Origin of the sequence: Pseudomonas sp. HMSC08G10, from assembly GCF_001808425.1 — a bacterium.
GTDB classification, from domain to species: domain Bacteria; phylum Pseudomonadota; class Gammaproteobacteria; order Pseudomonadales; family Pseudomonadaceae; genus Aquipseudomonas; species Aquipseudomonas guariconensis.
The window spans coordinates 49,996-76,585 of the sequence record NZ_KV793291.1 but is presented as its reverse complement, the minus strand read 5'-3'; the positions used below and the strand labels follow the sequence as shown (position 1 = coordinate 76,585).

The following is a 26,590-nucleotide window of genomic DNA, read 5'->3' as shown; positions in this document are numbered from 1 at the left end:
CCATCAGCACGCCCAGCGCCGCGTACTGCGGTAACCAGAGATAAGCGGCAGCCGACGCGAGGCCTGCGCCAATCAGCGGCAAACCATGTTGCAGCCCGGACCCGAGGCGTGCGGCCCAAGGCACTGCCGAACGTCCGCCACGCAAACGCGCATAAAGCGCCTCGGCACGGCGAATCTGGTCTCGGGTCGGGACCGAACGTACCGACTCGTAGCCGCTGATCCGGCCATTTTCATAGATGGCCGTGACGTAGGCGCTGACCCAATAGAAATCACCGTTCTTGGCGCGGTTCTTGACCACTCCCATCCAAGGTTTGCCCTGCTTGATGGTTTCCCACATGTGGCCAAACACCGACGGTGGCATGTCGGGGTGTCGCACCAGGTTGTGCGGCTGCCCCACCAGTTCGTCGTAGGTAAAACCGCTGATGGCCACGAACGCGTCATTGCAATAGGTAATGCGGCTGTTCAGGTCGGTGGTGGAAATGAGCCGCTGGTCGGACGGGAAGGTTCTTTCTTGCTCTGTGACGGGCAAATTCATGCGCATCTGGGCAGTCCTTGCTTTGTTAGATGATGGGAAATTTCATCAAAGCAAATAGATATTTAGCAGAACGCCATCACTCCAGTCGCATGCCTCCCAGGAAATTTACACAGCCTGACGCAATGTTCTAAAAGCGACGTTTTTTAACTGACATTCAGTTGCGACTTGAGCAGGTCACGGAAGGTCTGGATCAAGGGCTCGCGGCTACGCCCACGGCGGATGATCAACGAAAACGGCGCCTGATAGCCAAAGGTGGCCGGCGACAGGACGCGCAGGTCTCCCTTATCGACCCAGGCCTGGGCATAGTGTTCGGGCAGATAACCGATATAGGCGCCGGAGAGGATGAGAATCAACTGGGCCTCCATGCTCTCAACCGTCGCCGCGCTGTGCTTGAAACCGTGGCGCGCCAGCTCCGCCTGGCTCCAGTAGCCCCGCCCCACCATGCGTTGTTGGGTGATCACTTCTTCCGGTACCCGCCGCTCGCCGAACAACGGGTGCCGGCTGCTGCAGTACAGCCAGTGCTGCTCGCGGTACAACGGCTGATACACCAGACCGCTCATGCGCGAGGAGAAGGCGCCGATGGCCAGGTCCAGGCGGTTGTCCTGTACCCCCAGTTGCAACTCATAGGGGCTGGAGACCGACAGGTGCAGATGCACCGCTGGATGCTCCTGGCTATAGGCCCCGATGGCCTCGGCCAGCGGCAGGGCGCGGTCGCCCACGGTGGAGTCGATCACCCCGAGATTGAGGGTACCGCGCAGCTCGCCCTTGAGCGCCGCGGCGTATTGCTCGAAGCCATCGAGTTCGGCCAGCAGGCGCAAGGTCTCCTGGTGGAATAGCTCGCCTTTGCTGGTCAGGCTGAAACCGCCACGGCCACGGTGACACAGGACGATGCCCAAGGCGCTTTCCAACTGGCTCATGTAAGTGCTGATGGCCGATGTAGAGAGGTTCAGTTCGCGCTGGGCATTGGCGAAGCCCTGGTGGCGTACCACGCTGACGAAGATACGCAGCAGTTTCAGGTCGGGCAGTGAAGAAGCCATGGTGCAACGGTTCCGCAGGGTGGAAATCACCAGAGTCTAACCCGCTGTGAACGGATAGTTTAGAAAATCCTGAAGTAAGTATTTGTCTGTAGCGATTCCTCCTGCCCACTACCTTGCGCAGACTGGCTCCCAATGTCCCTGCCCGCCGGCGTCTCCTTGCCTGCCTGGCACGCTGCGGCACAGGTTCGAACAAACAAAACAATCGACCGACTGATGAGGCCCACCGTGGAAAAGATTCTCCACCAACCACTGGGCGGCAACGAAATGCCGCGTTTCGGCGGCATCGCCACCATGCTCCGTCTCCCCCACCTGCAAAGCGCCGAAGGCCTGGACGCCGCGTTCATTGGCGTACCGCTGGACATCGGCACTTCGCTGCGCTCGGGCACTCGTTTCGGTCCGCGTCAGATCCGCGCCGAGTCGGTGATGATCCGTCCGTACAACATGGCGACCGGAGCCGCTCCGTTCGATTCGCTGTCGGTTGCCGACATCGGTGACGTGGCGATCAACACCTTCAACCTGCTCGACGCCGTGCGCATCATCGAAGAGGCCTACGACGAGATCCTCGAGCACAACATCATCCCCCTGACCCTCGGCGGCGACCACACCATCACGCTGCCGATCCTGCGTGCGCTGCACAAAAAGCACGGCAAGATCGGCCTGGTGCATATCGACGCCCACGCCGACGTCAACGATCATATGTTCGGTGAGAAGATCGCCCACGGCACCACCTTCCGCCGCGCTGTAGAAGAAGGCCTGCTCGACTGCGACCGCGTGGTGCAGATCGGCCTGCGCGCCCAGGGCTATACCGCCGATGACTTCAACTGGAGCCGTCGCCAAGGTTTCCGCGTCGTGCAGGCCGAAGAGTGCTGGCACAAGTCGCTGGAGCCGCTGATGGCCGAAGTACGTGAAAAGGTCGGTGGCGGTCCGGTGTACCTGTCGTTCGACATCGACGGCATCGACCCAGCCTGGGCTCCTGGCACCGGCACCCCGGAAATCGGTGGCCTGACCACCATCCAGGCGATGGAGATCATCCGTGGCTGCCACGGCCTGGACCTGATCGGCTGCGACCTGGTCGAAGTCTCGCCGCCCTACGACACCACCGGTAACACCTCGCTGCTCGGCGCGAACCTGCTGTTCGAGATGCTCTGCGTTCTGCCGGGCGTGGTACGCCGCTGAGCGAGTAGTCACACACCTTTGTAGGCGCAGGCTGCCTTGCGATGACGATGGCATGACCGGCCATGCAGTCCCCGCGACCGTGACCGCCGGGCCAGCCCGCACCGACGAAGGACGTGAACGCAATACCTGCGGCAGGAGCCATTAGGAAGGGCCATAGAGGCCCGTCAACACAAGACAAGACCGCTGGGCGCCATAAACCGCCCGGACGGTCGATCTCGCCATAATAAAGATAATCGGGAGACCCCCAATGGCCTTGGACATCTTCGTTGTACTGATCTATGCCGCAGGCATGCTCGGCCTCGGCTGGTATGGCATGCGACGCGCGAAAACCCATGAAGACTACCTGGTGGCAGGGCGCAACCTCGGCCCTACCTTGTACATGGGTACCATGGCCACCACCGTGCTGGGCGGCGCTTCCACTGTCGGCACCGTGCGCCTGGGCTACGTCCATGGCATTTCCGGTTTCTGGCTGTGTGCGGCCCTGGGTCTGGGGATCATCGCCCTGAACCTGTTCCTCGCCAAACCGCTGCTGCGCCTGAAGATCTTCACCGTCACCCAGGTTCTGGAGCGCCGCTACAATCCGATGGCCCGTCAGGCCAGCGCAGCGATCATGCTCGCCTATGCCTTGATGATCGCGGTCACTTCGACCCTGGCCATGGGCACCGTGCTGCAAGTGCTGCTGGATGTACCGTTCTGGATGGCCCTGCTGTTCGGCGGTGGCGTAGTGGTGGTGTACTCGACCATCGGCGGCATGTGGTCGCTGACGTTGACCGACATCGTCCAGTTCATCATCAAGACCGTGGGCCTGATGTTCATTCTGCTGCCGATCTGCCTGTACAAGGCCGGTGGCTGGGACACCCTGGTAGCCAAGCTGCCGGCGGCCAGCTTCAGCTGGACCACCATCGGCTGGGACACCATCATCACTTACTTCCTGATCTACTTCTTCGGCATCCTGATCGGCCAGGACATCTGGCAACGTGTGTTCACCGCCCGTGACGAGAAGGTCTGCCAGCGCGCCGGTACCGTCGCCGGTATCTACTGCGTCCTGTACGGCCTGGCCTGCGCCCTGATCGGCATGGCCGCCCACGTGTTGCTGCCTGACCTGGCCAACCCGAACAATGCCTTCGCTGAAATGATCAAGGGCCAACTGCCCGAAGGCGTCCGTGGCCTGCTGATGGCTGCCGCCCTCGCAGCGATGATGTCCACCGCCAGCGCAGGCCTGTTGGCGGCCTCGACCACCCTGACCGAAGACCTGCTGCCTAAACTGCGTGGCGGCAAGCAATCGAGCCTGGGCGTCAACCGCCTGTTCACCCTCCTCACCGGTCTGGTGGTACTGGGCATCGCCCTGGCGGTGAACGATGTGATCAGCGCCCTGACCCTGGCCTACAACCTGCTGGTCGGCGGCATGTTGATTCCGCTGATCGGGGCGATCTTCTGGAAGCGCGCCACCACCGCAGGCGCCATCACCAGCATGGCGCTGGGCTTCGCCACCGCACTGTTCTTCATGTTCAAGGACGGTCTGGATGCCAACTCGCCGATCTACTACAGCCTGGCGATCGGCCTGGTGAGCTTCGTGGTGGTCAGCCTGCTGTCGCGCCGCCCTGTGGCAACCGTCAACCTGGCGTGATGTAAAGCGAACGCTTGGCGCCCCGACGGGCGCCAGGCAAGAAAAAACAAAGGCCGCGGCATCGTCAGATGCGGCGGCCTTTTCGTTTCAGCGGCGACGCGGTTGGCGCTTGCGCTGCTCTTCGTCGGTAGGAATCGGCACCGGTTGCAGCGGAGGTGGGAGCAAGCCCAGGGCGACGGCAAGGTCATGGAGCCAGTTGTACATTCGATTGTTCATAAATGCCCCCTTAACGGGTCAACCTCACGGCGATTCAGTCCTTCGATGCTTCATACAGATCATAGCCCGATGTCCTACATCGCGCATGCCTCTGATCCTACAGATAGGGGCGAGTTTGACGCGGATCAAGCGGAAATGGCACGTGCCGACCGTCGGTCAATTGTTTCCCCTTGTTGCACATCGATCCACGCTTGCAGGTTGGCCCCCAGCATACCCTGGCGCCACATCAGCCAGGTGACCGCATGATCGAACGGCGCCTGCAAACGGTGCGCCTGCACCTGGTCGCGACCAGGTAGGGTGTCGAGCATGGACTGGGCCATCAATGCCACCCCTGCGCCGGCAATTACGCACGCCAGCATGCTCTGGTATGACTCGATCTCCATCACCCGCCCCATGGGGGTGTGGTCATGGGCGTACCAGGCTTCCAGGCGCATGCGGTAGGAACAGCCCTGCCGGAAAGTGAATACTGCACGCCCCGCGACGTCCCGCGCGCTGTGAACCGGCGGATGTTCCGGGCGGGTGATCAGCACCAGCACCTCCTCGCACAACGGCACGCCATCGAGCCCGGCCAGGCTCAGCGGGCCGTCCACCAGCGCTGCGTCCAACCGGTGGGCCAGCAACCCCTCCAGCAATTCACCACTGGGCGCGGCTTGCACCTGCAGGTTCACCGCCGGGTAGGTTTGGTGATAACGCGCCAGCAACGGCGGCAAATGCGTCGCCGCGGTGCTGTACATGGTACCGAGGACGAAGTCGCCTGCCGGTTGACCGCCCTGCACCGCAGCGACCGCCTCATCGCGCAGGGTCGACAGACGATTGGCGTAGTCCAACAGGACCTTGCCTGCCGGAGACAACTGCAAACGCTGGCGCTCGCGCACGAACAATTCCACCCCTAGTTGCTCTTCCAACTGACGCAGGCGCGTCGACAGGTTCGAAGGCACCCGATGCAAGCGCTCGGCAGCACGCGTGACCGAACCCTCCTCGGCCACGGCCTGGAAGATGCGCAGTTGGCTGAATTCCATGGCATTCTCCAAAACAGAATAACTTGATCATCATTATTCAATTTTATTGAAAGTCAATCCCCTCTAACCTGCCCTCCATCCCTTTCGTCCGGCAGGAGAGCCGCCATGTCACCCTTCGTGCAACTGCTGGCCAGCGCCATGGCCTTGATGATGGCCATGGGCATCGGCCGCTTCGCCCTCACCCCGCAACTGCCACGCCTGATTACCGAAGGTCAGCTCGACCTGACCGCAGGCGGCCTGGTCGCAGCGGCCAACTACCTGGGCTACTTTCTCGGCGCGGTCGACAGCATGTTCGCCCGTCAGCCGGGCCAAGTGCGCCTGCGTCTGCATACCGGCCTCTGGCTATGCGTGTTGCTGACCCTCGCCTCCTGGGCTGCCGATGGCTTCTGGGGCCATATGCTGCTGCGCTTCGGCACAGGGGTGGCCAGCGCCTGGGTGTTGGTGATGATCACCAGTCTCAGTCAGCAAGTGGCCACCGCATACGGCCGTCCTCGCCTCGGCGCCCTGGTATTCGCCGGGCCAGGCGTGGGTATCGCCTTGACCGGCCTGCTGGCCCTGGGCGCACACTTGCTGGGGCTCGGGTCGGCCGCCCTTTGGCTGATCTATGCGGTGGCGGCGCTGGTCGTGCTGTTGGCCGTATTGCCCTGGCTGCCGCAGCCGCAGGCCACGAAGGTGCCGTCGGGCATGACCGACAGCGCAGCTGTACCCACCACCGGGATCGGACGGTTGGGCGTGATCTACGCCCTGTATGGCATCGGCTACATCCTGCCGGCGACTTTTCTGTCACAGATGGCCAGCCATCAGTTTCAGGGGCATTGGGCGGCCGATCTGTTCTGGCCGGCGTTCGGCCTGGCGGCAGCATTGGGCGTGGTGCTGGTCAATCTGCGGCGCCCCACCCGGACATCCGCCTGGCTGAGCGCGACTTTGTGGTTGCAGGGCTTGGGTGTGCTGGCGTGCTTGCTGGGCGACGGTCTTGGCCTGGCCTTGGGCGTGCTGCTGTGTGGCGCCCCCTTCCTGGCATGCATGCAGCTGGTCATGCAGCGCTCGCGGGAGTTGGCGCCCCATGCGACCCAACGGAATGCCGGCCTGTTGACCGCCTGTTTCGCGTTGGGGCAGCTCAGCGGCCCCTTGCTGGCAGCAGCGAGCACTCACTCCTGGGGCGGGTTGCAGCCTGCCTTGATGCTCGCCGCAGGCGGGCTGGGGTTGGCTGGTGTATTGGCGCTGACCGGCATCAGCGCCGCGCAGGTCAGCACGGCAAGGGCCTGCACCAGTTCCTGAGGTCCGATCGTGGTCGTTCTCATCAGCCCACGAATCTGCGTAACTGCTGACGCACCCAGGGTTCAGCGCTGACCAGAATGACCCCGCCCAGGACCATCAATGCGCCCAACACGAAGTTCAGGCTCAAGGGCTCGCCCAGCAACAGCACGCCGAAGGTCACGCCAAACAACGGCGTGATGAAGGAAAACACCGCTAGGTTGGAGGCCAGGTACTTGCGCAGCAACCAGAACCAGGTCAGGTAACTGATGAAGGACACCACCACCGCTTGGAACAAGACGCTGCCAACGGCTACCGGAGTGAACGCAACCTTGCCGATCTGGCCGCTGACCAGCGCAATCAGCAGCAACCCGACAAAGCCCACCAGCAACTGATAGAACAGGGTCAGATCGGCCGGGGCTTCCGACAGTCGCGACCCACGCACCACCACAGTGGTCGCGCCCCAGGCCAGGCCCGCCAGCACGCCCAAGGCGTCACCGAGCAACATTCGTCCATCCAGTTGGCTCAGCGACATTCCGCCGGCGAACGCCGTGGCGATCCCGGCGAAAGCCAACAGGATGCCCAGCCACTGCAGCAGCCGCAGACGCTCGCTTGGCAACGTGAAATGCAACCCCAGGGCTGTGAACACTGGGGCAGTGTAGAGAAACACCGACATGTGCGCCGCCGATGTCAGCTTCAGCCCCTCGGCGATGAACAAGAACTCCAGGCCAAACAAGGCGCCGGCCAACATGCCCGCCCGCCAGGTGCTGCCCGCCATGGACCAGCCGCCGCGCCAGCAGACCAACAGCCCCACCAGCACCGCGGCGATCCCGGAACGCAACGCCGCCTGCATCACCGGCGCAATGTCGCTGGCGGCCCATTTGATCATCACCTGCTGGCTGCCCCAGATCAGGCACAGGCCCAGCATGACCTGCAACGCAAAAGCATCGGGGTTCTTGCGGGCCGCGCTCATGGGCGACCCCCGTGGTCTATCGATGGCATGGGCGAGGTCCTGTCTCTGGCAACTGAGTGCCGATTATCGGGTTTGCCGGGGTGCCGATGCCAGTCTCAAAACGACCTCAAGCAATTTGCGCCTTGGTGGCCACCTGTTCGAAGGTCGCCTCATCGAGGGCGTCGTCCTGTTCGTCCAGCACCTGACGCGGATGCTCGAACCCAGGGATGCTGCTGTCGATCAGGCTGAGCAGGCGCGAGCCACGCTCGGTGAGGACGAAATTCTCGCCATTACCGCCGTCCTCCTCCGGACGGCTTTCGATGTAACCGCGCTCGAAGAGGATCTTCTCGTACTCGCAGGCCCGCGTCTTGAGATGATCCAGATCGCCCACCGGCTGACCGGCGGCGGCCAAGGCAGCCGCATGCTGCTCGGCATAGGGACGTGGCGTGAAGCTGTGGCCTGCGCTGTTCTGCACTTCATGCAACAAGCGTTCGATCAGGTCCCAGTCATAGGTGCTCATGTGGTGGCCTCCTGCTGTGAACGTGTGGGGTACACAGCATGGGACCGGTGAGTGGTGATGGGTGTTCCGGCGAAATCGGATGGCTAAAAAGCCGCTGGGACATACAGCGCTCTGTCAGGGTCAATGCCACCCATGCTATCTCGTTGAACTTCCAGAGTTCCCGTCTTTCAACCGCGTACACCCCACTCGGGAGGAAAATGGATGAAACGCTTACTGCCCTTCATGTGCGCGAGTGCATTGCTCTACGCCCTGCCCGGCTGGGCCTGCACACCGGAAGAAGCGACTCAGAAACGCGAGGAGCTGGCCGGGCTGGTCACCCAGTTGACGGAGCAGAATCCGCAGAAGGCCAAGGAAATCAACGAGGAGTTGCAGGGGATGGATCTGGGCACGGCCAGCAAGGACCTGCCGGACAAGTGCCAGCTGATCGACAAGCGAATCCAGGAACTCAAAGCAGCGGAGAAAAAGGCTGACTAACCCGCTGAAGGCCCTTTCACGGCAAACCCGCGTCCACAAGGATGACGCCCCTCCAGGTGGTGGGAGCGGGTTGATCCGCAAAGGGCCGCCCAGCGGCCCTGATGAGCTTACTCCGCCTTGGGCGCGCGTTTCTTCAGCGGGGCCATGCCATCGGCACTGGCCAGAGGCGCCTTGGACTTGGGCTTGGCGGCCGGCTTGCGCTTGGCGGTGGCGCCTTTCTTCTCGCCTGCCTTCTTCTCGATCTTTTTCTTCTTGGTACCGGCGGCCTTGCCCGAGGCCTTGACCTTCTTCGGCCCGCTGTAGGTGCCTTTGACCTCCTTGATGACCCGGCGCTCGAACTGCTGCTTGAGGTAGCGCTCGATGCTCGACATCAGGTTCCAGTCGTTGTGGCAGATCAGCGAGATCGCCAAGCCCTCGGCACCTGCGCGCCCTGTACGACCGATGCGGTGTACATACTCGTCGCCACTGCGCGGCATGTCGAAGTTGATCACCAGGTCCAGACCATCGATGTCCAGGCCACGCGCGGCCACGTCAGTCGCCACCAGGACCTTGGAACCGCCTTGTTTGAAACGGTCGATCGCCAGCTTGCGGTCCTTCTGGTCCTTCTCGCCGTGCAACACGAAGGCCTTCACATCCTTGGCCACCAGGTGACCGTAGATCCGGTCGGCCAGGGCACGGGTGTTGGTGAAGATGATCGCCTTCTGGTAGGTCTCGTTGGCCAGCAGCCACTGGACGATCTGCTCTTTGTGCTGGTCGTGGTCAGCGGTGATGATCTGCTGGCGGGTGCCCTCGGAGAGCTGCGACACGCTGTTGAGCATCAGGTGCTCAGGATCCTTCAGCACCTTGCCGATGATGTCGCGCAGGGCTGCACCACCGGTTGTGGCAGAGAACAGCAGGGTCTGCTCACGGTTTTCGCATTCTTTGCACAGGCGCTCCATGTCCTCGGCAAAGCCCATGTCCAGCATGCGGTCGGCCTCGTCCAGTACCAGCACCTGGACATGAGACAGGTCCAGGTTGCCGGCATTGAGATGTTCCAGTAGACGACCCGGGGTACCGATCAGCACGTCCGGGACCTTGCGCAACAGTGCGGCCTGCTCCTTGAAGTCCTCGCCACCGGTGACCAGGCCCGACTTGACGTAGGTGAACTGGGAGAAGCGCTGCACCTCTTTGAGGGTCTGCTGGGCCAGCTCACGGGTCGGCAGCAGGATCAGCGCGCGGATCTCGACGCGGCGCTCGCGCAGATCGACCAAGCGATTGAGCAATGGCAGCACGAAGGCGGCGGTCTTGCCGCTGCCGGTCTGCGCGGTCACCCGCAGGTCACGCCCTTGCAGGGCCAGGGGAATGGCCGCTGCCTGCACCGGAGTCGGCTCGACAAAGTTCAGCTCGGCCACAGCTTTGAGCAGGCGTTCGTGCAGGGCGAATTGGGAAAACACGGATGTACCTCGGGCAGTCGCTGGAAATTCAGTTGCATAGGGTAACGTTTTCCATCGCTGGCGCCGAATTTCTTTTGGCAACTTGTTGCCGATCCGCGCTCTAATGGGCCTCGTTTTCGCAACACAGACCCTGCTATTACCCTCATGGATATACAACGACTCTGGAACGACGCCCTGGACCTCTGGGGCACCCTCGATCAACACCCCATGCTGCATGCGGCGCTAGGCCTGACGGTGCTGCTGTTGATTTCCCTGATCATCGGCCGCCTCGCGCGCTTTCTGATGCTGCACGCCAGCCGGTTGCTCGCTCGGCAGCAACCGCTCAAGTGGCTCGATGACCTGCGTCACAACAAGGTCTTCCACCGCCTGGCCCAAACCACCCCCTCGCTGGTGATCCAGTTCGGCCTCAAGCTGGTGCCGGAGCTGGGCGACACCGCCCAGCATTTCCTCGGCAACGTCGCCCTGGCCTTCACCCTGCTGTTCATGACCATGGCCGTCTCCTGCCTGCTCGATGCCTTGCTGGCCATCTACGCCCGAACCGAGCACGCCCGCACCCGCTCCATCAAGGGTTACGTGCAGCTGGCCAAGATGATGCTGTGGATCTTCGCCTCCATCGTCATCGTCGCCACGCTCATCGACCGCTCGCCGCTGTTGCTGCTGTCCGGTCTGGGTGCCATGTCGGCGGTGCTGCTGTTGGTGTACAAGGACACGCTGCTGTCGTTCGTCGCCAGCGTGCAGCTGACGAGCAACGACATGCTCCACGTCGGAGACTGGATCGAGATGCCTCAGGTGGGCGCCGATGGTGACGTGGTGGACATCACCCTGCACACGGTCAAGGTGCAGAACTTCGACAAGACCATCGTCTCCATCCCCACCTGGCGCCTGATGAGCGAGTCCTTCCGCAACTGGCGTGGCATGCAGCAATCAGGTGGGCGCCGCATCAAGCGCAGCCTGTTCATAGACGCTGCGGGCGTACGCTTCCTCACCCCGGAGGAGGAGCAGCGCCTGGGCCAGGTCCGCTTGCTGGGTGACTACCTGGCGCAAAAGCGCAAAGAGTTGAGCACCTGGAACGAGTCGCTGGGCCCGGTGGCCGCTCTGTCGGCCAACCGTCGCCAATTGACCAATATCGGTACCTTCCGCGCCTTCGCCCTGGCCTATCTGCAGAACCACCCCGACGTGCAGCAAGGCATGACCTGCATGGTGCGCCAGATGCAGGCCACCGCCGAGGGCGTGCCGCTGGAGATCTACTGCTTTACGCGCACCACTGCCTGGGGCGAGTACGAGCGGATCCAGGGCGATATCTTCGACTATTTGCTGGCCGTGTTGCCGGAGTTCGGCCTGAGCCTGTATCAGCAGCCGAGCGGCAATGACATGCGAGTGGGTCTTGCTGGCAGGCCTCATTCAGTACAACGGCTGAGTGAACTCACCGAGGCTTGAAGCCGGCAGAACGGGGCCGCGCTGCGGCCCCAACGAGCCCTGACAGTGTCAGCCAGATGCTGTTGCCGGGCGCTGCAGGCCCAGCCGGCTCATCCAGACCGACCCCAGAATCACCGCCCCGCCTATGAACAGCCGCCCCAGCGGCTCGTCCTGATTCCAGATCAGCAAGTTGAGCAACAAGCCCACGGGCACATGCAGGTTGTTCATTACCGCCAGTGTGCCACCGCTGACCAGGCACGCCCCCTTGTTCCACCAGTACAGTCCAAGGGCGGTCGGGAACAAACCGAGGAACAACAACACCAGCCATTGCACGTCGGTGCTTGGCAGGTGCTGGGCGTTGCCGAACAACGCAAAGGCCGGCAGCACGACGATCAACGCCCCGAGGTAGAAGTAGCCAAAGCGCCGATAGTGCGGCAGATCACTGGGATGCCGGGCGACCAGATGACGGTAGAGCACCTGGCCGGCGGCATAAGTGAAGTTGGCCAACTGCAGCAACAAAAAGCCCATGAAGAACTCACCACTGATGCTGTCGAAGCGGATCACCGCGGCACCGGCCACCGCCACCAGCGCAGCCAGCAAGGCCCAAGCGTTGAAGCGGCGGTTGAGCGCATCTTCGATCAAGGTCACATGCAGCGGTGTGAGGATGGTGAACAGCAGCACTTCCGGCACCGTTAGCACGCGGAAGCTCAGGTACAGGCAGACATAGGTGATGCCGTACTGCAGCGCCCCGATCAACAGCATCGCACGCATGAAGCGCGGCTCCACCTGGCGCCAGCGGGTCAGTGGCAGGAACACCAGCAGCGCCAGCACCACCCGCGCCAGCACCGCGAAGTAGCTGTCCACGTTGCCGGCCAGGTAGACCCCGATCAGGTTGAAGGAGAACGCCTGGATCAGCGCGACGATTATCAGATAGCCCATGATTGCCTCTCGTGAATCAAGGCGGCGACCTTAGCCGGTTGGCCTGCCGTCGTTCAACCATCAGGGCTTCGGCTAGCGCTAGGAACACAAGGCAGTGGCCTCGGATGACGCGGCAAAAAAAAGCCCGGCCATCACATGGCCGGGCGGATACACCCAAAGGAGCGACAGGTGTCAGGGGGTTGGGAATGCGTTGCGGGTCAGGCCACCGCCGCCAGTTTGGCCTTGGCCTGGTTCAGGCCCTTCTCGTGAAAATCGCTGCTCATGTTCAAACCTTCGGCGTGAATGAACTCAACGTCGTGGATGCCGATGAAGGCCATGACCTGGCGCAGGTACGGCTCCTGGTGGTCGGTGCTGGCACCGGCATGAATGCCGCCACGGGCAGTGAGCACAATGGCGCGCTTGCCAGTCAGCAGGCCCTGCGGGCCGGTCGGGGTGTACTTGAAGGTGATGCCGGCACGCAGTACATGGTCCAGCCAAGCCTTCAGCGTGCTGGGGATGGTGAAGTTGTACATGGGCGCAGCCATCACCAGCACGTCAGCGGCCAGCAGTTCATCGGTCAATTCATTGGAGCGAGCCAGAGCCTGAAGCTCGGCAGGCGAGCGCTGCTCCTGTGGCTTCATCCAACCACCGAGCAGGTCCGCATCCAGGTGCGGTACAGGGGTAACCGCCAAGTCGCGCACACTGATTTCATCGCTCGGATGAGCGGCCTGCCATTGCTGGATGAAGTCACGGGTCAATTGACGAGAAACGGAATCCTGCTGGCGGGCGCTGCTTTCAATGATCAGTACGCGGGACATGGGAGCCTCCATCGGCAAACAAGGGGATGCGATTCGATGGAGGTGAGATTAAGACTTGACCTATCGATAAAAAAGCGTAAAAAGTGGGTGCAATCTATCGATTAATCAGTTCCTTCGGCTTTGCAGCTCAATGCGATGCGCAGCTTGATGATCTCTCGGTTAAAGGTGGCCGTGACATCGCGGCTCTTGCCCGCCGGCACGTTCACCCGTCGCACCCGCGGCGCTTCAGGCCCATTGCGAAAGGTCACCTTGCACGCCGCCGGGACCTGCCCATAGTTGTTCAGGGTGATCGAGCCGATATTGCGCGCGGTGTCGTAGGTGGTGTAGTCGAGCTTGACCCCTTCCAAGTCCTTCTCGACATCGATGGGGTAATAGGCCATCGCCCCGAGGGGCAGGCACATCAGCAATGCCGCACAACATTTTTTCATAGGGCGCTCTCCTTGACAGAGCGCAGCTTAGGACAACAGGAGCCGAAGATGAAAGCGCCACGCGTAACCCTGGATCAGTGGCGAACTCTCCAGGCAGTGGTCGATCATGGCGGATTCGCCCAGGCCGCCGAGGCCCTGCACCGCTCGCAATCGTCGGTGAGCTACACGGTCGCACGGATGCAGGAGCAACTGGGCGTACCACTGCTGCGCATCGATGGTCGCAAGGCGGTACTGACCGAAGCCGGCAACGTGCTGCTGCGCCGCTCACGCCATCTGGTCAAGCAGGCCAGCCAGCTCGAGGACCTCGCCCACCACATGGAGCAAGGCTGGGAGGCCGAGGTGCGCGTAGTGGTCGACGCAGCCTACCCCAGCGCCCGCCTGGTCCGCGCCCTGAGCGCCTTCATGCCGCAGAGCCGGGGTTGCCGCGTACGCCTGCGCGAGGAGGTGCTGTCGGGCGTCGAGGAAGTCCTGCACGAGGGAATCGCGGACCTGGCCATCAGCAGCTATAGCATTGGCGGCTACCTGGGCGCCGAGCTCAGCTCGGTGGAATTCATCGCCGTTGCCCACCCCGATCACAGCCTGCATCGCCTGGGACGGGAAATCACCTTCCAGGACCTGGAAAGCCAACTGCAAGTGGTGATCCGCGACTCCGGTCGCGCCCAGCCGCGCGATGTTGGCTGGCTCGGTGCCGAGCAACGCTGGACTGTCGGCAGCCTGGGCACCGCCGCCATCTTCGTCAGCAGCGGCCTGGGCTTTGCCTGGCTGCCACGGCACATGATCGAGCGCGAGCTGCAAGAGGGCGTGCTCAAGCCTTTGCCGCTGGATCAGGGTGGCAGCCGCCATCCGCTGTTCTACCTTTATTCGAACAAGGACAAGACCTTGGGTCCGGCCACGCAGATCCTCATCGAGCTGCTGCGCAACTTCGACACCGCGCCACTGGACGTGCCCTTCGCAGCCCCCCCGCAAGCCTGAGAGGACCGCGCCCATGGCCTATTTCGAACACGAAGGATGCACGCTGCATTACGAGGAATACGGCCAGGGCGAACCCCTGGTGCTGTTACACGGACTGGGCTCAAGCTGCCAGGATTGGGAGCTGCAGGTCCCGACGCTGAGCCGAAACTACCGGGTGATCCTCATGGACATCCGCGGTCACGGGCGCTCCGACAAACCCCGTGACGGCTACCAGATCGCGACCTTCAGCGCCGACCTGCTGGCGCTGCTGGACCACCTGCACACCGGCCCCGTGCACTTCGTCGGCCTGTCGATGGGGGGCATGGTGGGTTTCCAGTTCGCCGTCGACCACCCCTCCTGGCTGCGCAGTCTGTGCATCGTGAACAGCGCACCTGAGGTCAGGCGCAACTCCGTCGCCCACTGGATCTGGTGGATCAAGCGCTGGAGCCTGGCCCGCATCCTGAGCGTCGAGACCATCGGCAAGGGCCTGGCCGAACGCCTGTTTCCCAAGCCCGAACAAACCGAGCTGCGCCACAAGATGGCCCAACGCTGGGCACGCAACGACAAGCGCGCCTACCTCAAGAGCTTCGATGCCATTGTCGACTGGGGGGTGCAGGAACGCATCGGGCAGATCCACTGTCCCACCCTGGTGATCGCCGCCGACCATGATTACACCCCGATACAACTGAAGGAGCGCTATGTCGCCCTGATGCCCCAGGCAACACTGGCGGTCATCGAGGATTCGCGGCACGCTACGCCCCTGGACCAACCCGAGGTCTTCAACCAGACCCTGCTGCGTTTTCTCGCAGCCGCCTCCACCCCTCAAGGATCTTTGAGCCCATGCTGAAAAAACTTCTGCTCACCGCCTGTTCGGTCGCCTTCGCCACCAGCGTCATGGCCTCCGACAAGACCCCTCACGTCCTGCTCGACACCAGCTTCGGCCCGGTCGAAATCGAGCTCAATGCCGAGAAGGCGCCGATCAGCACGAAGAACTTCCTCGAGTACGTCGACAGTGGCTTCTACAACAACACCATCTTCCACCGCGTGATCCCGGGCTTCATGGCCCAGGGCGGCGGTTTCACCGACCGGATGGTGCAAAAGCCAACCCGCGACCCGATCCGCAACGAAGCCAGCAATGGCCTGGCCAACACCCGCGGTACCCTCGCCATGGCCCGCACCTCGGACCCGAACTCGGCCACCAGCCAGTTCTTCATCAACGTGGCCGACAACGACTTCCTCAACCCAGGCCGCGACCGTGGCTATGCCGTGTTCGGCAAGGTGACCAAAGGCATGGAAGTGGTCGACCAGATCGTCAACTCACCCACCACCATCAAGCAAGGCATGCGTGACGTGCCGGCGGACCCTGTGTACATCAAGTCCGCCAAACGCATCGACTGACCGAAGGTCTCACAAGGACGTGAAACCGCCTCAGGGTCGGATGGAACAGGAGTGTGCCCATCATGCTGTACCGTCGTTTCGAACAATTGATCGACATCTTTCGCGAGGCACCGAGCGAAGCACCGCCTAGCCAGGTATGGCCGTTCTACCTCTATTACCTGCGCCAGGTCTGGCCCAGCTTCCTTGCACTGCTGGTCGTCGGGCTGGTGGCGGCCCTAATCGAAGTGGCCATGTTCAGCTACCTGAGCCGGATCATCGACCTGGCCCAGGCTACCCCGGGCAGTGAATTCTTCAGCCTGCACAGCGGCGAGCTGGTCTGGATGCTGGTGGTGGTCCTGGTGTTGCGGCCGGTGTTCTTCGGCCTGCACGACCTGCTGGTGCACCAGACCATCAGCCCGGGCATGACCAGCTTGATCCGCTGGCAGAACCACACCTATGTGCTCAAGCAGAGCCTGAATTTCTTCCAGAGCGACTTCGCCGGGCGTATCGCCCAGCGCATCATGCAGACCGGCAACTCCCTGCGCGACTCTGCCGTCCAGGCTGTCGATGCCCTGTGGCACGTGCTGATCTATGCAATCAGCTCGCTGGTGCTGTTCGCCGAGGCCGATTGGCGCCTGATGCTGCCGCTGCTGACCTGGATCGTCTGCTACATCGGCGCGCTCTATTACTTCGTTCCGCGGGTCAAGGAGCGCTCGGTGATTTCCTCCGACGCCCGCTCCAAGCTGATGGGGCGGATCGTCGACGGCTACACCAACATCGCCACCCTCAAACTGTTCGCCCATACCGACTACGAGCAACAGTATGCCCGCGAGGCGATCAGCGAACAGACCGAGAAAACCCAGCTGGCCGCACGAGTCGTCACCAGCATGGACGTCGTCATCACCGGCCTGAACGGGCTTCTGGTGGTGGGGACCACGGGCCTTGCCCTGTGGTTGTGGAGCCAGTCGTTGATCACCGTCGGTGCCATTGCCCTGGCCACGGGCCTGGTGATCCGCATCATCAACATGTCCGGCTGGATCATGTGGGTGGTCAACGGCATCTTCGAGAACATCGGCATGGTCCAGGACGGCCTGCAGACCATCGCCCAACCGGTCAGCGTCACCGACAAGCCCAATGCCCCTGCGCTGAAGGTCAGCCGTGGGGCCGTGCATTTCGATGACGTGAGCTTCCACTATGGCAAGGGCAGCAAAGTCATCGACGGGCTGAGCCTGGATATTCGTCCCGGCGAGAAGATCGGCCTGATCGGCCCGTCCGGAGCCGGCAAGTCGACCCTAGTCAACCTGCTGCTGCGCCTGTACGACGTACAGGGCGGGCGGATCACCATCGATGGCCAGGACATCGCCGAGGTCAACCAGGCCAGCCTGCGCGCGCAGATCGGCATGATCACCCAGGACACCTCTCTGCTGCACCGCTCGATCCGGGACAACCTGCTGTATGGCCGTCCGGATGCCAGCGAAGCGCAAGTCTGGGAAGCCGTGCGCCGGGCCCGGGCCGATGAGTTCATCCCACAACTCTCAGATGCCCAGGGGCGCACCGGCTTCGATGCCCATGTCGGCGAGCGTGGGGTCAAGCTTTCAGGCGGGCAGCGGCAACGGATCGCCATTGCCCGGGTACTGCTCAAGAACGCGCCCATTCTGATCATGGACGAAGCCACCTCGGCACTGGATTCAGAGGTCGAGGCGGCGATCCAGGAAAGCTTGGAAACCCTGATGCAGGGCAAGACGGTGATCGCCATCGCCCACCGCCTGTCCACCATCGCCCGCATGGATCGGTTGGTGGTGCTGGACAAAGGGCACATCGTCGAGAGCGGCACCCATGCCGAGCTGCTGGCCCAGCATGGGCTTTATGCGCGGCTCTGGCATCACCAGACCGGAGGGTTCGTCGGGGTGGATTGATCGCCGCAACTGCGCCCGTTCGCGGGTTTACCCGCGAACAAAGGGCCAGGCGGCGGCTCTCAATCCTTGCGGTAAGGCAACATCCCCAGCGCCTCTTCGGCATAGGCCTTGACCCCTGCCCGCTCCTGCTCGAGAAAATCCTCGACCGCCCGACGCAACCCCGGATGCAACAGGTAATGCCAGGAGCGCGTCAGCACCGGCTCGAACCCGCGAATCAGCTTATGCTCCCCTTGGGCCCCAGCATCGAACCGCTGTATCCCTTGGCTGATGGCAAAGTCCATACCCTGGTAGAAACAGGTCTCGAAATGCAGGCGGTCGAACTCGGCCAAGCAGCCCCAATACCGGCCGAATAGGCTGCCGCCACCGACCAGGCTCAAGGCCATGGCCACATCCCGCCCTTGCTGGCGCGCGATGACCACGCGCAATGCCTCGGGCATGCGCTCTGCCAGCAGGCTGAAGAAGTGGCGGGTCAGGTAGGGCGCGCGGCGGCGCACCGCGTAGGTGTTGGCATAGCACAGGTAGACGAAGTCCCATTGCACCTGGCTCAACTCATCGCCACGGTACCAGTGGAAGTCGATCCCCTGCCCCGCCACTTGCTCACGCTCCTTGCGCATCTGCTTGCGCTTGCGTGAGCTGAGGGTGTCGAGGAAATCCTGGAAGTCCCGATAGCCGCGATTGTGCCAATGAAACTGGCAGCCCAGGCGCTCCATCCAGCCGGGCACCTTGGCGATCTGCTCATCCAGGGCACGGTCGGTGAAGTTGATATGAGCGCCTGAGAGCTCTCCCTTGACCAGGTACTCAGGGATGGCCTGGAGCAACAGCAGGCCATCGGCGCAGTCTGCCGCCAGCAGGCGGGGGCCACTCACAGGGCTGAAGGGCACCGCGCCAAGCAGCTTGGGGTAGTAGGGAATGCGGGCTCGCTCGCAGGCGTCGGCCCACCCCTGGTCGAACACGTATTCGCCGAACGAATGCCATTTGCGATACGCCGGCAGCACCGCGCGCACCTCTCCTTCACGCTCCAGCACCAGGTGCTCGGCGGCCCAGCCTGTGGCAGGCGCGACGCTGCCGCTGTCTTCCAGAGCGCTTAGAAAGGCATGGCGCAAGAACGGCTGGCCCTCGGGGACCAAGGCGTCCCAGGTCGCCGCCGGCAAATCGTGCAAATGAGCAAGGCTGTACAGGCTGGTCACGATTTCGACTCGCTGCAAAGAGATGGCCAGTATCCCGGATGTGGGGCCCCGCACTCAAATGAAGAGGCGCTTGGATCCCACGCACTTAACCGCAGTGCCACCAAATAGACATCATTCTGTCATTCCCCCTCGCAATACTTGCGCCTGTTTTTCGGAGCCCCAGCAACCTGTCTATTCAGGCCCTTTCCGAAGACATGCCAACTTGGGGGTGGGCGCCAAAGCCTCCCCACTTTTTTCCAACAGGGAGAACCTTATGCGTCTTGTTTCTACACTTACCGGAGTCAGCCTCACCGGCATGATGCTGGCACTGAGTGCTCCGGCCAGTGCTGCAGTCGACGCCAAGCTGCTCGAAATGCTCCGCGCCAACGGCTCGATCAACCAGGCGCAGTACAACGAACTGCAGGCCGATCTGGCCAAGGAAACCAAGGAAAAGGCAGAGCAGAAAGCCCAGTCCGAGCGCCTGAGCTCCTTCGAACAGAAAGTGGCCTGGGCCGCCAAGACCCAGATCAAAGGCGACGTGCGCCTGCGCTACGAAGACGTCAACGTCGACGACCCCAACCGCAAGAGTCCCAACCAGGATCGCGAGCGCGTCCGTGCCCGTGTCGGCTTCTACAGCGAGATCAACCCGCAGGTCGATGCCGGCGTGCGCGTGGCCACCGGCAGCAGCGCCGATGCCCGCTCCACCAACCAGAGCCTGGACAATTACTTCGAGAAGAAATCGTTGTGGGTCGACCTGGCCTACCTCGACTGGCACCCCACCGCCGTGCCAAACCTGCACCTGATCGGCGGCAAGATGATGCAGCCCTGGGTGAGCATGGGCGACATCATCTGGGACAGCGACATCAACCCAGAAGGCGTGGCCGTCACCTACAAGACCGATCTGGGCGCGGCCGAGCTGTTCGGCAGCGCCGGTCACTACAACCTCAAGGACAACGTCGACGGCGAAGGCGTACAGTTCAAGCACGACGCGCAGCTCTATCACGGCCAGTTGGGCGCCCGCTTCAATGCCGCCGACACCGTCAAGGTCACCGTGGGCACCAGCATCTACGGCTATGACAATGACAAGGACGCAGCCCCACTGCAGGCCTTCGGCAACACCACCAACGAGTTCAACCTGGTGGAAGGCTTCGGCCAGGTCGACTTCACCGGTTTCGCCATCCCGCTGTCCGCCTATGGCCAGTACGTGAAGAACACCGAAAGCACCGACGGCGAAGACAAGGCCTGGCTGGCCGGTCTGAAGACCAAGCTTGGCGCCTGGAGCCTGGATTACAACTACCGCGACGTGCAGCGTAACGCGGTGGTCAGTGCCTTCACCGACTCTGACTTCGGTGCCGGCTACACCGGTTCCCGTGGTCACAAGTTCAAGGTCGGTTACGAAATCGACAAGAACTTCTCGCTGGGCGCGGCCTACTTGATGGCCAAGACCGACCTGTCGCAACTGCCGAACAGCGATGCCGATGTCGACACCCTGCAGGTCGACCTGGAAGCCAAGTTCTAAGCGCAAGCTCCCCTGCGTTGCTCAGGTGGGAAGTGCCGACCCCATCCGGCGCTTCCCGCCTTTTTTATAGGCCATTGGCAGATAAACCCGTCCCCACCGATTAGGCGCTACCCGTCGAAGGCGGCACTTTACCTGTGGGAGCGGGTTTACCCGCGACCTGGGCCGGGATCAGCGCTTGCGCAAGATCACACTACCGATCGAATAGCCTGCGCCAAACGAACTCAGAACACCCAGCGCACCTTTGGGCAGATCATCCTGATACAGGTGGAAGGCAATCACCGAACCTGCCGAGCTGGTATTGGCATAGCGATCCAGGATCACCGGCGCATCTTCCTCGGCCACATCACGACCGACCAGCTTCTTGACGATCAGGTGGTTCATGCTCAGGTTCGCCTGGTGCAGCCAGAAGCGCTTGACGTCGGTGGGCTGCAACCCGTTCTCGCCCAGGTGCTGGCCGATCAGTTCGGCGACCATCGGGCACACTTCGCGGAACACCTTGCGGCCTTCCTGGACGAACAGTTTGTCCGGCGCCCCGATGCCCTCCTCCGCCGCGCGGTTGAGGAAGCCGAAGTTGTTGCGGATGTTGTTGGAGAACTGGGTCAGCAGCTTGGTGCTGACAATATCGAACTGATGCTTGGAGGTGGCCTGGTCGGCACGCTCGATCAGCACTGCAGTCGCTGCGTCACCGAAGATGAAGTGGCTGTCGCGGTCGCGGAAATTCAGATGGCCGGTGCAGATCTCAGGGTTGACCATCAGCACCGCACGCGCCTGGCCCAGTTGCACGCTGTTGGCGGCCGTCTGGATGCCGAAGGTGGCCGAGGAGCAGGCCACGTTCATGTCGAAGGCAAAGCCCTGGATGCCCAGTGCCTGCTGCACTTCGATGGAAATGGCCGGGTACGGGCGCTGCAGGTTGGAGCAGGCGACGATCACACCGTCGACATCGGCCGCTGTGCGTCCCGCGCGTTCCAGGGCCTGGCGGGCAGCGGCCACGGCCATCTCGCAGAGGATTGACGGCTCGTCGTTGGAGCGCTCCGGCAGGCGCGGCTTCATGCGTTGGGGATCGAGGATGCCCGCCTTGTCCATGACGAAGCGGCTCTTGATACCGGAAGCCTTCTCGATGAAGGCCGCATCGGACAGCGGCGCAGCTTCGATCTCGCCACGCTCGATGGCGGCCGCGTTGTCTTGATTGAACTGCTGGGCCCACGTGTTGAAGGATGCCACCAGTTCTTCGTTGGAAATGCTCTGGGCCGGGGTGTACAGGCCGGTGCCGCTGATCACGACGTTATGCACGGTCGTTCCTCTGGTCAAAGGCCACCACCACACGGCGCTGGCCGGAAAAGGGCAACATAATGGCACTTTAGTGCCAATTTGTAGGCAAGGGTTTGCCCCTCGGTCACGGAGCAAACCTGCACCCACATAACCTGCGGGTGCGGGCGTGTCCCGCGATGGGTCGCACAGCGGCCCAAATTCCCACAAGTTTGCCACATTTCCCGGGCTTTAGGCTTCCACCTGCCCCCACTGTTTGCTCAATCGCTTGTCGGAAACCGGTACCTTGGTCCCCAACTGCTGGGCAAACAACGACACCCGGTATTCCTCCAGCCACCAGCGGTAGACCGTCAGTTGTTCGTCACGCTTGCCCTCCTGGGCATGCTTGTCGGCCCGAGCCTTGTATTGCGTCCATAGATTGGCCAGCTCGCCACTCCAGACACGGTCCTTCTGCACCTGGGCGCCAAGCTTCTCCAGACGAAGTTCCACCGCCTTGAGGTAACGCGGCAACTCCTTGAACCACGCTGCCGGTGTCTCGCGGACAAAGCCCGGATAGACCAGGTTGGCCAGCTGCTGCTTGATGTCGTTCAAGGCCACTGCCTGGCTCAGGTCGATCTTGCCCTTGAAGCGCTTCTGCAAACCGTGCCACAGCTTGAGCACCTCCAGGGTCTGGCGGGCCAAGCGTTCGGCGTGCTCGGCCCAGTTGCCACGCTTACGCTCGGCAAGGCCGGCCAGGGCAGCGCCATCTCGGGGTAGCGGCGCCTCGCCTTCAAGGATGCAGCTGTCCAGGCTGGCCAGCAGAATGTCTTCCACCAACGCCTCGACACGCCCCAACTCGCGGTACAGCAAGCCCAGTTCTGTCAGCCCCGGGAGCTTGCCCCGCAGGAACTTGGCAGGCTCGGCCAACTGTTGCAGCAACAGCCGCTGCAAGGCTCGGCGATGCTGGAACTCGGCTTCGGCCTGGGTCGAGAATCGCCCTTCACGCACGGTGCCGGCCTCTTCCACCAAGGCCGGGTAGACCGTCAACGACAGGCCAGCGATCTTCTGCTGCGCCGTCTGCGCCACTTCAGAGAACGCCTTGGCCTGCACCGGTTGCTCGGCCTTGTCGTTGCGCGGCATGGCCAATGCCGCCTGGCTCGCGGCGGCAAATCGTGCTGTCAGCTCGGCCAGGTCACGACCTTCGCCGAGGAACTTGCCTTGGCCATCGACCACTTCGATGTTCATGCGCAGGTGGCCTTCGACCAGCCCGGCAGCTTCCGTCCAGGCCTCGTCGGACACCCGAGCACCCGTCATGCGCAACAGCTCCTGTCCCAACGACTGAGGCAAGGCCCCCTGGCCGAATGTCATGCGCGCCAGAGCGGCCTTGACGAAGTCCGGCACCGGCACGAAGTTCTTGCGCAGGGCTTTGGGCAAGTTGCGCACCAAGGCCACGCATTTGGCCTCCAGCAGGCCTGGCACCAGCCACTCCAACCGCTCGCCCGGCAGGTTCGGCAGCAGCGGTGCCGGCACCCGTACGGTGACGCCGTCTCGCGGATGACCCGGCTCGAAGTGGTAAGTCAGCGGCAGGCGCAGGTCGCCGACCTGAAGACTGTCGGGATACTGCGCGGCCGTAACCTCGCTGGCCTCACGGGCCAGCACGTCCTCTTCGCGCATGATCAGCAGGTTCGGATCCTTCTGGCTGTTCATCCGGTACCAGCTGTCGAAGGTCGCAGTCTGGTGGATTTCTGCAGGCAAACGCGCCTCATAGAAGGCATAGAGCGTTTCTTCGTCTGCCAGGATGTCGCGCCGACGTGCCTTGGCTTCCAACTCGTCAAGCTGCTCGAGCAGGCGCTTGTTGGCGGTCAGGCACTTGGCCCGCGACTGAATCTCGCCGCCGACCAGGCCTTCGCGGATGAACAGCTCGCGCGAGGCCACCGGATCGATAGGCCCGAAATGCACAGGCCGGCGGCCGACCAGGATCAGCCCGTACAGGGTGATCTGTTCGTAGGCCACCACCTGGCCGCGCTTTTTCTCCCAGTGCGGCTCGAAATGGTTCTTCTTGACCAGATGCGTGGCCAGCGGCTCGATCCAGTCCGGTTCGATCTTGGCCACCATGCGCGCATAGAGCTTGGTGGTTTCCACAAGCTCGGCAGCCATCACCCATTGCGGACGCTTGCGGCCGATGCCCGAGGACGGGTGGATCCAGAAGCGCCGCTGGCGTGCGCCTTGATAGTCGCCCTCTTCGGTCTTGTGGCCGATCTGGCTGAGCAGGCCACTGAGAATGGCCTTGTGCATACGCGGGAAATCCGCAGGCTCTTTATTGACCGACAATTGCAGGTCGCGGCAGATCAGCGCTAATTGGCGATGGGCGTCGCGCCACTCACGCAGGCGCAGGTAATTGAGAAAATGCTTGCGGCACCAGTTGCGCAGCGGGTTGGCGGTCAGCGCCTGGCGCTGCTCTTCGAACCCACGCCATAGGTTGACCAAAGCCGCGAAGTCGGAGTCAGGATCCTTCCACAAGGCATGGGCCTGGTCGGCGGCCTGCTGGCGTTCCGGAGGACGCTCGCGCGGGTCCTGCACCGACAGGGCGCTGGCGACGATGAGCACCTCCTGCAGGCTGCCCTGGCGAGCGCCCTCGAGCAGCATGCGCCCCAAGCGTGGGTCGATCGGCAGGCGCGCCAACTGGCGGCCCAGGGGTGTCAGCTGGTTCTCGCGGTTGACCGCCGAGAGTTCCTGCAACAGGTTGAAGCCGTCACTGATGGCTTTGCCGTCCGGCGGCTCGATGAACGGAAACGCATCGATGGCGCCCAGGCGCAGGTGCAGCATCTGCAGGATCACCGCGGCCAGGTTGGTCCGCAGGATCTCCGGGTCAGTGAACGCGGGCCGTGCGTTGAAGTCCTCTTCGCTGTAAAGACGTACGCAGATGCCCGGTTCGACCCGACCGCAACGGCCCTTGCGCTGGTTGGCGCTGGCCTGGGATACCGCCTCGATCGGCAGGCGCTGGACCTTGGCGCGGTAGCTGTAGCGGCTAATGCGCGCGGTGCCGCTGTCGATCACATAGCGGATGCCCGGCACGGTCAGCGAGGTTTCGGCAACGTTGGTGGCCAGCACCACCCGGCGCCCGGTATGGGGTTGGAAGATCTTCTGCTGCTCGGCCGGCGTCAGGCGCGCGTACAACGGCAGGATCTCGGTATGGCGCAATTGGGCCTTGCGCAGGATCTCGGCGGCATCGCGGATCTCACGCTCGCCCGGTAGGAACACCAGCACATCGCCGGGGCCCTTGCCCTCGCTGCGTTCGTGATGGGCCAGCTCATCGAGGGTAGCGAGGATCGCCTGGTCGACGGTCAGGTCGTCCTCGACCCGATTGCCCTCTTCGTCCTGTTCGCTGGTCAGCGGGCGGTACCAGGTTTCCACCGGGAAGGTACGGCCGGACACCTCGATGATCGGCGCCCCGTCGAAATGCTTGGAGAACCGCTCCAGGTCGATGGTTGCCGAGGTGATGATCAGTTTCAGGTCCGGGCGACGGTGCAGGAGCGTCTTGAGGTAGCCGAGCAGGAAGTCGATGTTCAGGCTGCGCTCGTGGGCTTCGTCGACGATGATCGTGTCGTAGCGCTCAAGGAAGCGGTCATGCTGGGTTTCGGCCAGCAGGATACCGTCGGTCATCAGCTTGACCAGGGTGCCCGCATCGCTCTGGTCCTCGAAACGCACCTGATAGCCCACCAGAGCGCCCAGCGGTGTGCCGATCTCCTCGGCCACCCGTGCCGCGACGCTGCGCGCGGCGATCCGGCGAGGCTGGGTATGAGCGATCAGGCCATGCTGACCGCGGCCCATTTCCAGGCAGATCTTCGGCAACTGAGTGGTCTTGCCCGAACCGGTCTCGCCGGCAATCACCAGAACCTGATGCTCGGCCAGGGCCTTCTTGATTTCGTCGCGCTTGGCGGCGATCGGCAAGCTGTCGTCGTAGCGGATGCTCGGCACGCTGTTCTGGCGCGCGACAACCTGGGCACAGGACGCCTGGACCCGCTCCACCCATTGGGCAAGCTTGGCCTCATCGGGGCGCTTGCGCAGCTCGTGCAATTGCCGGCGCAGCCGATGGCGATCAGCAATCATGGCGTGGTCGAGGTTTTTCAGCAGTTGATCGATGCAGTGGTCTGTCATGGGGCTTTTTGATGATGCAGGTGAGCCTGCTTTTTCATGATCGTCATTCGGAAAGTCGGGCGATTGTCGCAGATTTGCAGGTTCTCTGCTGCCTATGCGGGGCTCTTCGCGGGTAAAGCCGCTCCCAGCAATTTCACAGAACTTGGAGGCTGCCCGGTCCTGTAGGAGCGGGCTTATCCGCGAAGACGCCAGCACGAATGTTTAGCCAATTACGGAATGAAGGTTGCCAATCACTGCTTTAATCAACCTTATGCCCCGTGTGAGTATCCAGTGATGACCTGCCCTCCGAGCAATGCGCGTCCTACCCTTCCCAAGGCCCGGGCCCGCGCCGGCGAAAACCCGCTGGTACATGTCATCCTCGCCTTCTGGGCCCTGTGGCACTGCCGCCACGCTCGCCCACCGGATATCCCGTTCGCATTTCACTGATCCAGCCTC

General features: G+C 62.7%; 22 protein-coding genes and 1 pseudogene. 10 read left to right on the top strand and 13 right to left on the bottom strand.

The genetic code is table 11. The features are described from left to right. Positions 1 to 259: 259 nt before the first annotated feature. Together HMPREF3173_RS25235 and HMPREF3173_RS02995 are read right to left on the bottom strand one after the other, a co-directional pair. Positions 260 to 535 (bottom strand): annotated as a pseudogene (locus tag HMPREF3173_RS25235) (PAS domain-containing protein); the annotation flags it as partial. Positions 536 to 678: 143 nt separating this feature from the next. Further along, positions 679 to 1,572: a LysR family transcriptional regulator gene (locus HMPREF3173_RS02995; RefSeq protein ID WP_043209367.1), complete on the bottom strand. Its 894-nt coding sequence runs from the start codon at positions 1,570 to 1,572 to the stop codon at positions 679 to 681. Between the two features lie 225 nt (positions 1,573 to 1,797). Here HMPREF3173_RS02995 and speB point away from each other — a divergent pair, with 225 nt between their 5' ends. Further along, positions 1,798 to 2,748, top strand: coding sequence for an agmatinase (speB, locus tag HMPREF3173_RS02990; RefSeq protein WP_043209365.1), 951 nt, complete (start codon positions 1,798 to 1,800; stop codon positions 2,746 to 2,748). A 247-nt stretch (positions 2,749 to 2,995) separates the two neighbouring features. Next, positions 2,996 to 4,375: a sodium:solute symporter family protein gene (locus HMPREF3173_RS02985; protein ID WP_043209362.1), complete on the top strand. Its 1,380-nt coding sequence runs from the start codon at positions 2,996 to 2,998 to the stop codon at positions 4,373 to 4,375. An 87-nt stretch (positions 4,376 to 4,462) separates the two neighbouring features. On the opposite strand, the gene HMPREF3173_RS24795 is transcribed toward HMPREF3173_RS02985, so the two are convergent. After that, positions 4,463 to 4,591 (bottom strand): PA1414 family protein, encoded by a 129-nt coding sequence (locus HMPREF3173_RS24795; RefSeq protein WP_256543834.1) that lies wholly within the window; start codon positions 4,589 to 4,591, stop codon positions 4,463 to 4,465. Positions 4,592 to 4,716: 125 nt separating this feature from the next. Then, positions 4,717 to 5,610: a putrescine utilization regulator PtrR gene (locus HMPREF3173_RS02980; protein ID WP_070571462.1), complete on the bottom strand. Its 894-nt coding sequence runs from the start codon at positions 5,608 to 5,610 to the stop codon at positions 4,717 to 4,719. Positions 5,611 to 5,715: 105 nt separating this feature from the next. Here HMPREF3173_RS02980 and HMPREF3173_RS02975 point away from each other — a divergent pair, with 105 nt between their 5' ends. Then, positions 5,716 to 6,888 carry a YbfB/YjiJ family MFS transporter gene (locus tag HMPREF3173_RS02975; RefSeq protein ID WP_070571460.1) on the top strand — a complete coding sequence of 391 codons (1,173 nt, stop codon included), beginning with the start codon at positions 5,716 to 5,718 and terminating at the stop codon, positions 6,886 to 6,888. A gap of 22 nt (positions 6,889 to 6,910) precedes the next feature. Here HMPREF3173_RS02975 and HMPREF3173_RS02970 read toward each other — a convergent pair whose 3' ends face one another. Both HMPREF3173_RS02970 and HMPREF3173_RS02965 read right to left on the bottom strand, forming a co-directional pair. Beyond that, a complete protein-coding gene (locus HMPREF3173_RS02970; protein ID WP_070571459.1) occupies positions 6,911 to 7,837 on the bottom strand; it encodes a DMT family transporter in 927 nt (308 codons plus the stop codon). A 106-nt stretch (positions 7,838 to 7,943) separates the two neighbouring features. Then, positions 7,944 to 8,336: a transcriptional regulator gene (locus HMPREF3173_RS02965; RefSeq protein ID WP_043209353.1), complete on the bottom strand. Its 393-nt coding sequence runs from the start codon at positions 8,334 to 8,336 to the stop codon at positions 7,944 to 7,946. Between the two features lie 201 nt (positions 8,337 to 8,537). Between HMPREF3173_RS02965 and HMPREF3173_RS02960 the strand changes: the two genes are divergently transcribed. Beyond that, positions 8,538 to 8,810: a hypothetical protein gene (locus tag HMPREF3173_RS02960; protein WP_043209351.1), complete on the top strand. Its 273-nt coding sequence runs from the start codon at positions 8,538 to 8,540 to the stop codon at positions 8,808 to 8,810. A gap of 107 nt (positions 8,811 to 8,917) precedes the next feature. Here HMPREF3173_RS02960 and HMPREF3173_RS02955 read toward each other — a convergent pair whose 3' ends face one another. Beyond that, complete coding sequence (locus tag HMPREF3173_RS02955; protein WP_043209349.1) at positions 8,918 to 10,243, bottom strand: DEAD/DEAH box helicase; 1,326 nt, start codon at positions 10,241 to 10,243, stop codon at positions 8,918 to 8,920. A 144-nt stretch (positions 10,244 to 10,387) separates the two neighbouring features. Here HMPREF3173_RS02955 and HMPREF3173_RS02950 point away from each other — a divergent pair, with 144 nt between their 5' ends. Then, entirely contained in the window at positions 10,388 to 11,680 is a 1,293-nt protein-coding gene (locus HMPREF3173_RS02950; protein WP_070571458.1) for a mechanosensitive ion channel family protein, read from the top strand. A 48-nt stretch (positions 11,681 to 11,728) separates the two neighbouring features. On the opposite strand, the gene HMPREF3173_RS02945 is transcribed toward HMPREF3173_RS02950, so the two are convergent. The 3 genes from HMPREF3173_RS02945 to HMPREF3173_RS02935 form a co-directional block, all read right to left on the bottom strand. Continuing rightward, a complete protein-coding gene (locus HMPREF3173_RS02945) occupies positions 11,729 to 12,598 on the bottom strand; it encodes a carboxylate/amino acid/amine transporter (RefSeq protein WP_043209345.1) in 870 nt (289 codons plus the stop codon). A 197-nt stretch (positions 12,599 to 12,795) separates the two neighbouring features. Next, complete coding sequence (locus HMPREF3173_RS02940; protein ID WP_043209343.1) at positions 12,796 to 13,395, bottom strand: FMN-dependent NADH-azoreductase; 600 nt, start codon at positions 13,393 to 13,395, stop codon at positions 12,796 to 12,798. 101 nt (positions 13,396 to 13,496) lie between these two features. Next, positions 13,497 to 13,823, bottom strand: a complete 327-nt coding sequence (locus tag HMPREF3173_RS02935) for a hypothetical protein (RefSeq protein WP_043209340.1) — start codon at positions 13,821 to 13,823, stop codon at positions 13,497 to 13,499. A 48-nt stretch (positions 13,824 to 13,871) separates the two neighbouring features. Here HMPREF3173_RS02935 and HMPREF3173_RS02930 point away from each other — a divergent pair, with 48 nt between their 5' ends. From HMPREF3173_RS02930 to HMPREF3173_RS02915, 4 genes are all read left to right on the top strand, one after another. Further along, complete coding sequence (locus HMPREF3173_RS02930) at positions 13,872 to 14,795, top strand: PA3225 family LysR-type transcriptional regulator (protein ID WP_070571457.1); 924 nt, start codon at positions 13,872 to 13,874, stop codon at positions 14,793 to 14,795. Positions 14,796 to 14,808: 13 nt separating this feature from the next. Beyond that, positions 14,809 to 15,621, top strand: a complete 813-nt coding sequence (locus tag HMPREF3173_RS02925; RefSeq protein ID WP_070571456.1) for an alpha/beta fold hydrolase — start codon at positions 14,809 to 14,811, stop codon at positions 15,619 to 15,621. Next, on the top strand, positions 15,615 to 16,172 hold the full coding sequence (locus HMPREF3173_RS02920) for a peptidylprolyl isomerase (RefSeq protein WP_070571455.1): 558 nt from the start codon (positions 15,615 to 15,617) through the stop codon (positions 16,170 to 16,172). The genes HMPREF3173_RS02925 and HMPREF3173_RS02920 overlap by 7 nt, the downstream gene beginning before the upstream one ends. A gap of 62 nt (positions 16,173 to 16,234) precedes the next feature. Continuing rightward, complete coding sequence (locus tag HMPREF3173_RS02915; RefSeq protein WP_070571454.1) at positions 16,235 to 18,067, top strand: ABC transporter ATP-binding protein; 1,833 nt, start codon at positions 16,235 to 16,237, stop codon at positions 18,065 to 18,067. A gap of 59 nt (positions 18,068 to 18,126) precedes the next feature. Here the strand turns inward: HMPREF3173_RS02915 and HMPREF3173_RS02910 are convergent, their stop codons facing one another. Further along, on the bottom strand, positions 18,127 to 19,254 hold the full coding sequence (locus HMPREF3173_RS02910; RefSeq protein WP_070571558.1) for a GNAT family N-acetyltransferase: 1,128 nt from the start codon (positions 19,252 to 19,254) through the stop codon (positions 18,127 to 18,129). A 253-nt stretch (positions 19,255 to 19,507) separates the two neighbouring features. Here HMPREF3173_RS02910 and HMPREF3173_RS02905 point away from each other — a divergent pair, with 253 nt between their 5' ends. Further along, on the top strand, positions 19,508 to 20,752 hold the full coding sequence (locus tag HMPREF3173_RS02905; RefSeq protein WP_043209330.1) for a putative porin: 1,245 nt from the start codon (positions 19,508 to 19,510) through the stop codon (positions 20,750 to 20,752). Between the two features lie 168 nt (positions 20,753 to 20,920). Here the strand turns inward: HMPREF3173_RS02905 and HMPREF3173_RS02900 are convergent, their stop codons facing one another. Continuing rightward, positions 20,921 to 22,042, bottom strand: a complete 1,122-nt coding sequence (locus HMPREF3173_RS02900) for a beta-ketoacyl-ACP synthase III (RefSeq protein ID WP_043209328.1) — start codon at positions 22,040 to 22,042, stop codon at positions 20,921 to 20,923. 207 nt (positions 22,043 to 22,249) lie between these two features. Beyond that, positions 22,250 to 26,155 (bottom strand): ATP-dependent RNA helicase HrpA, encoded by a 3,906-nt coding sequence (hrpA, locus tag HMPREF3173_RS02895; protein WP_070571453.1) that lies wholly within the window; start codon positions 26,153 to 26,155, stop codon positions 22,250 to 22,252. Between the last annotated feature and the right edge of the window lie 435 nt (positions 26,156 to 26,590).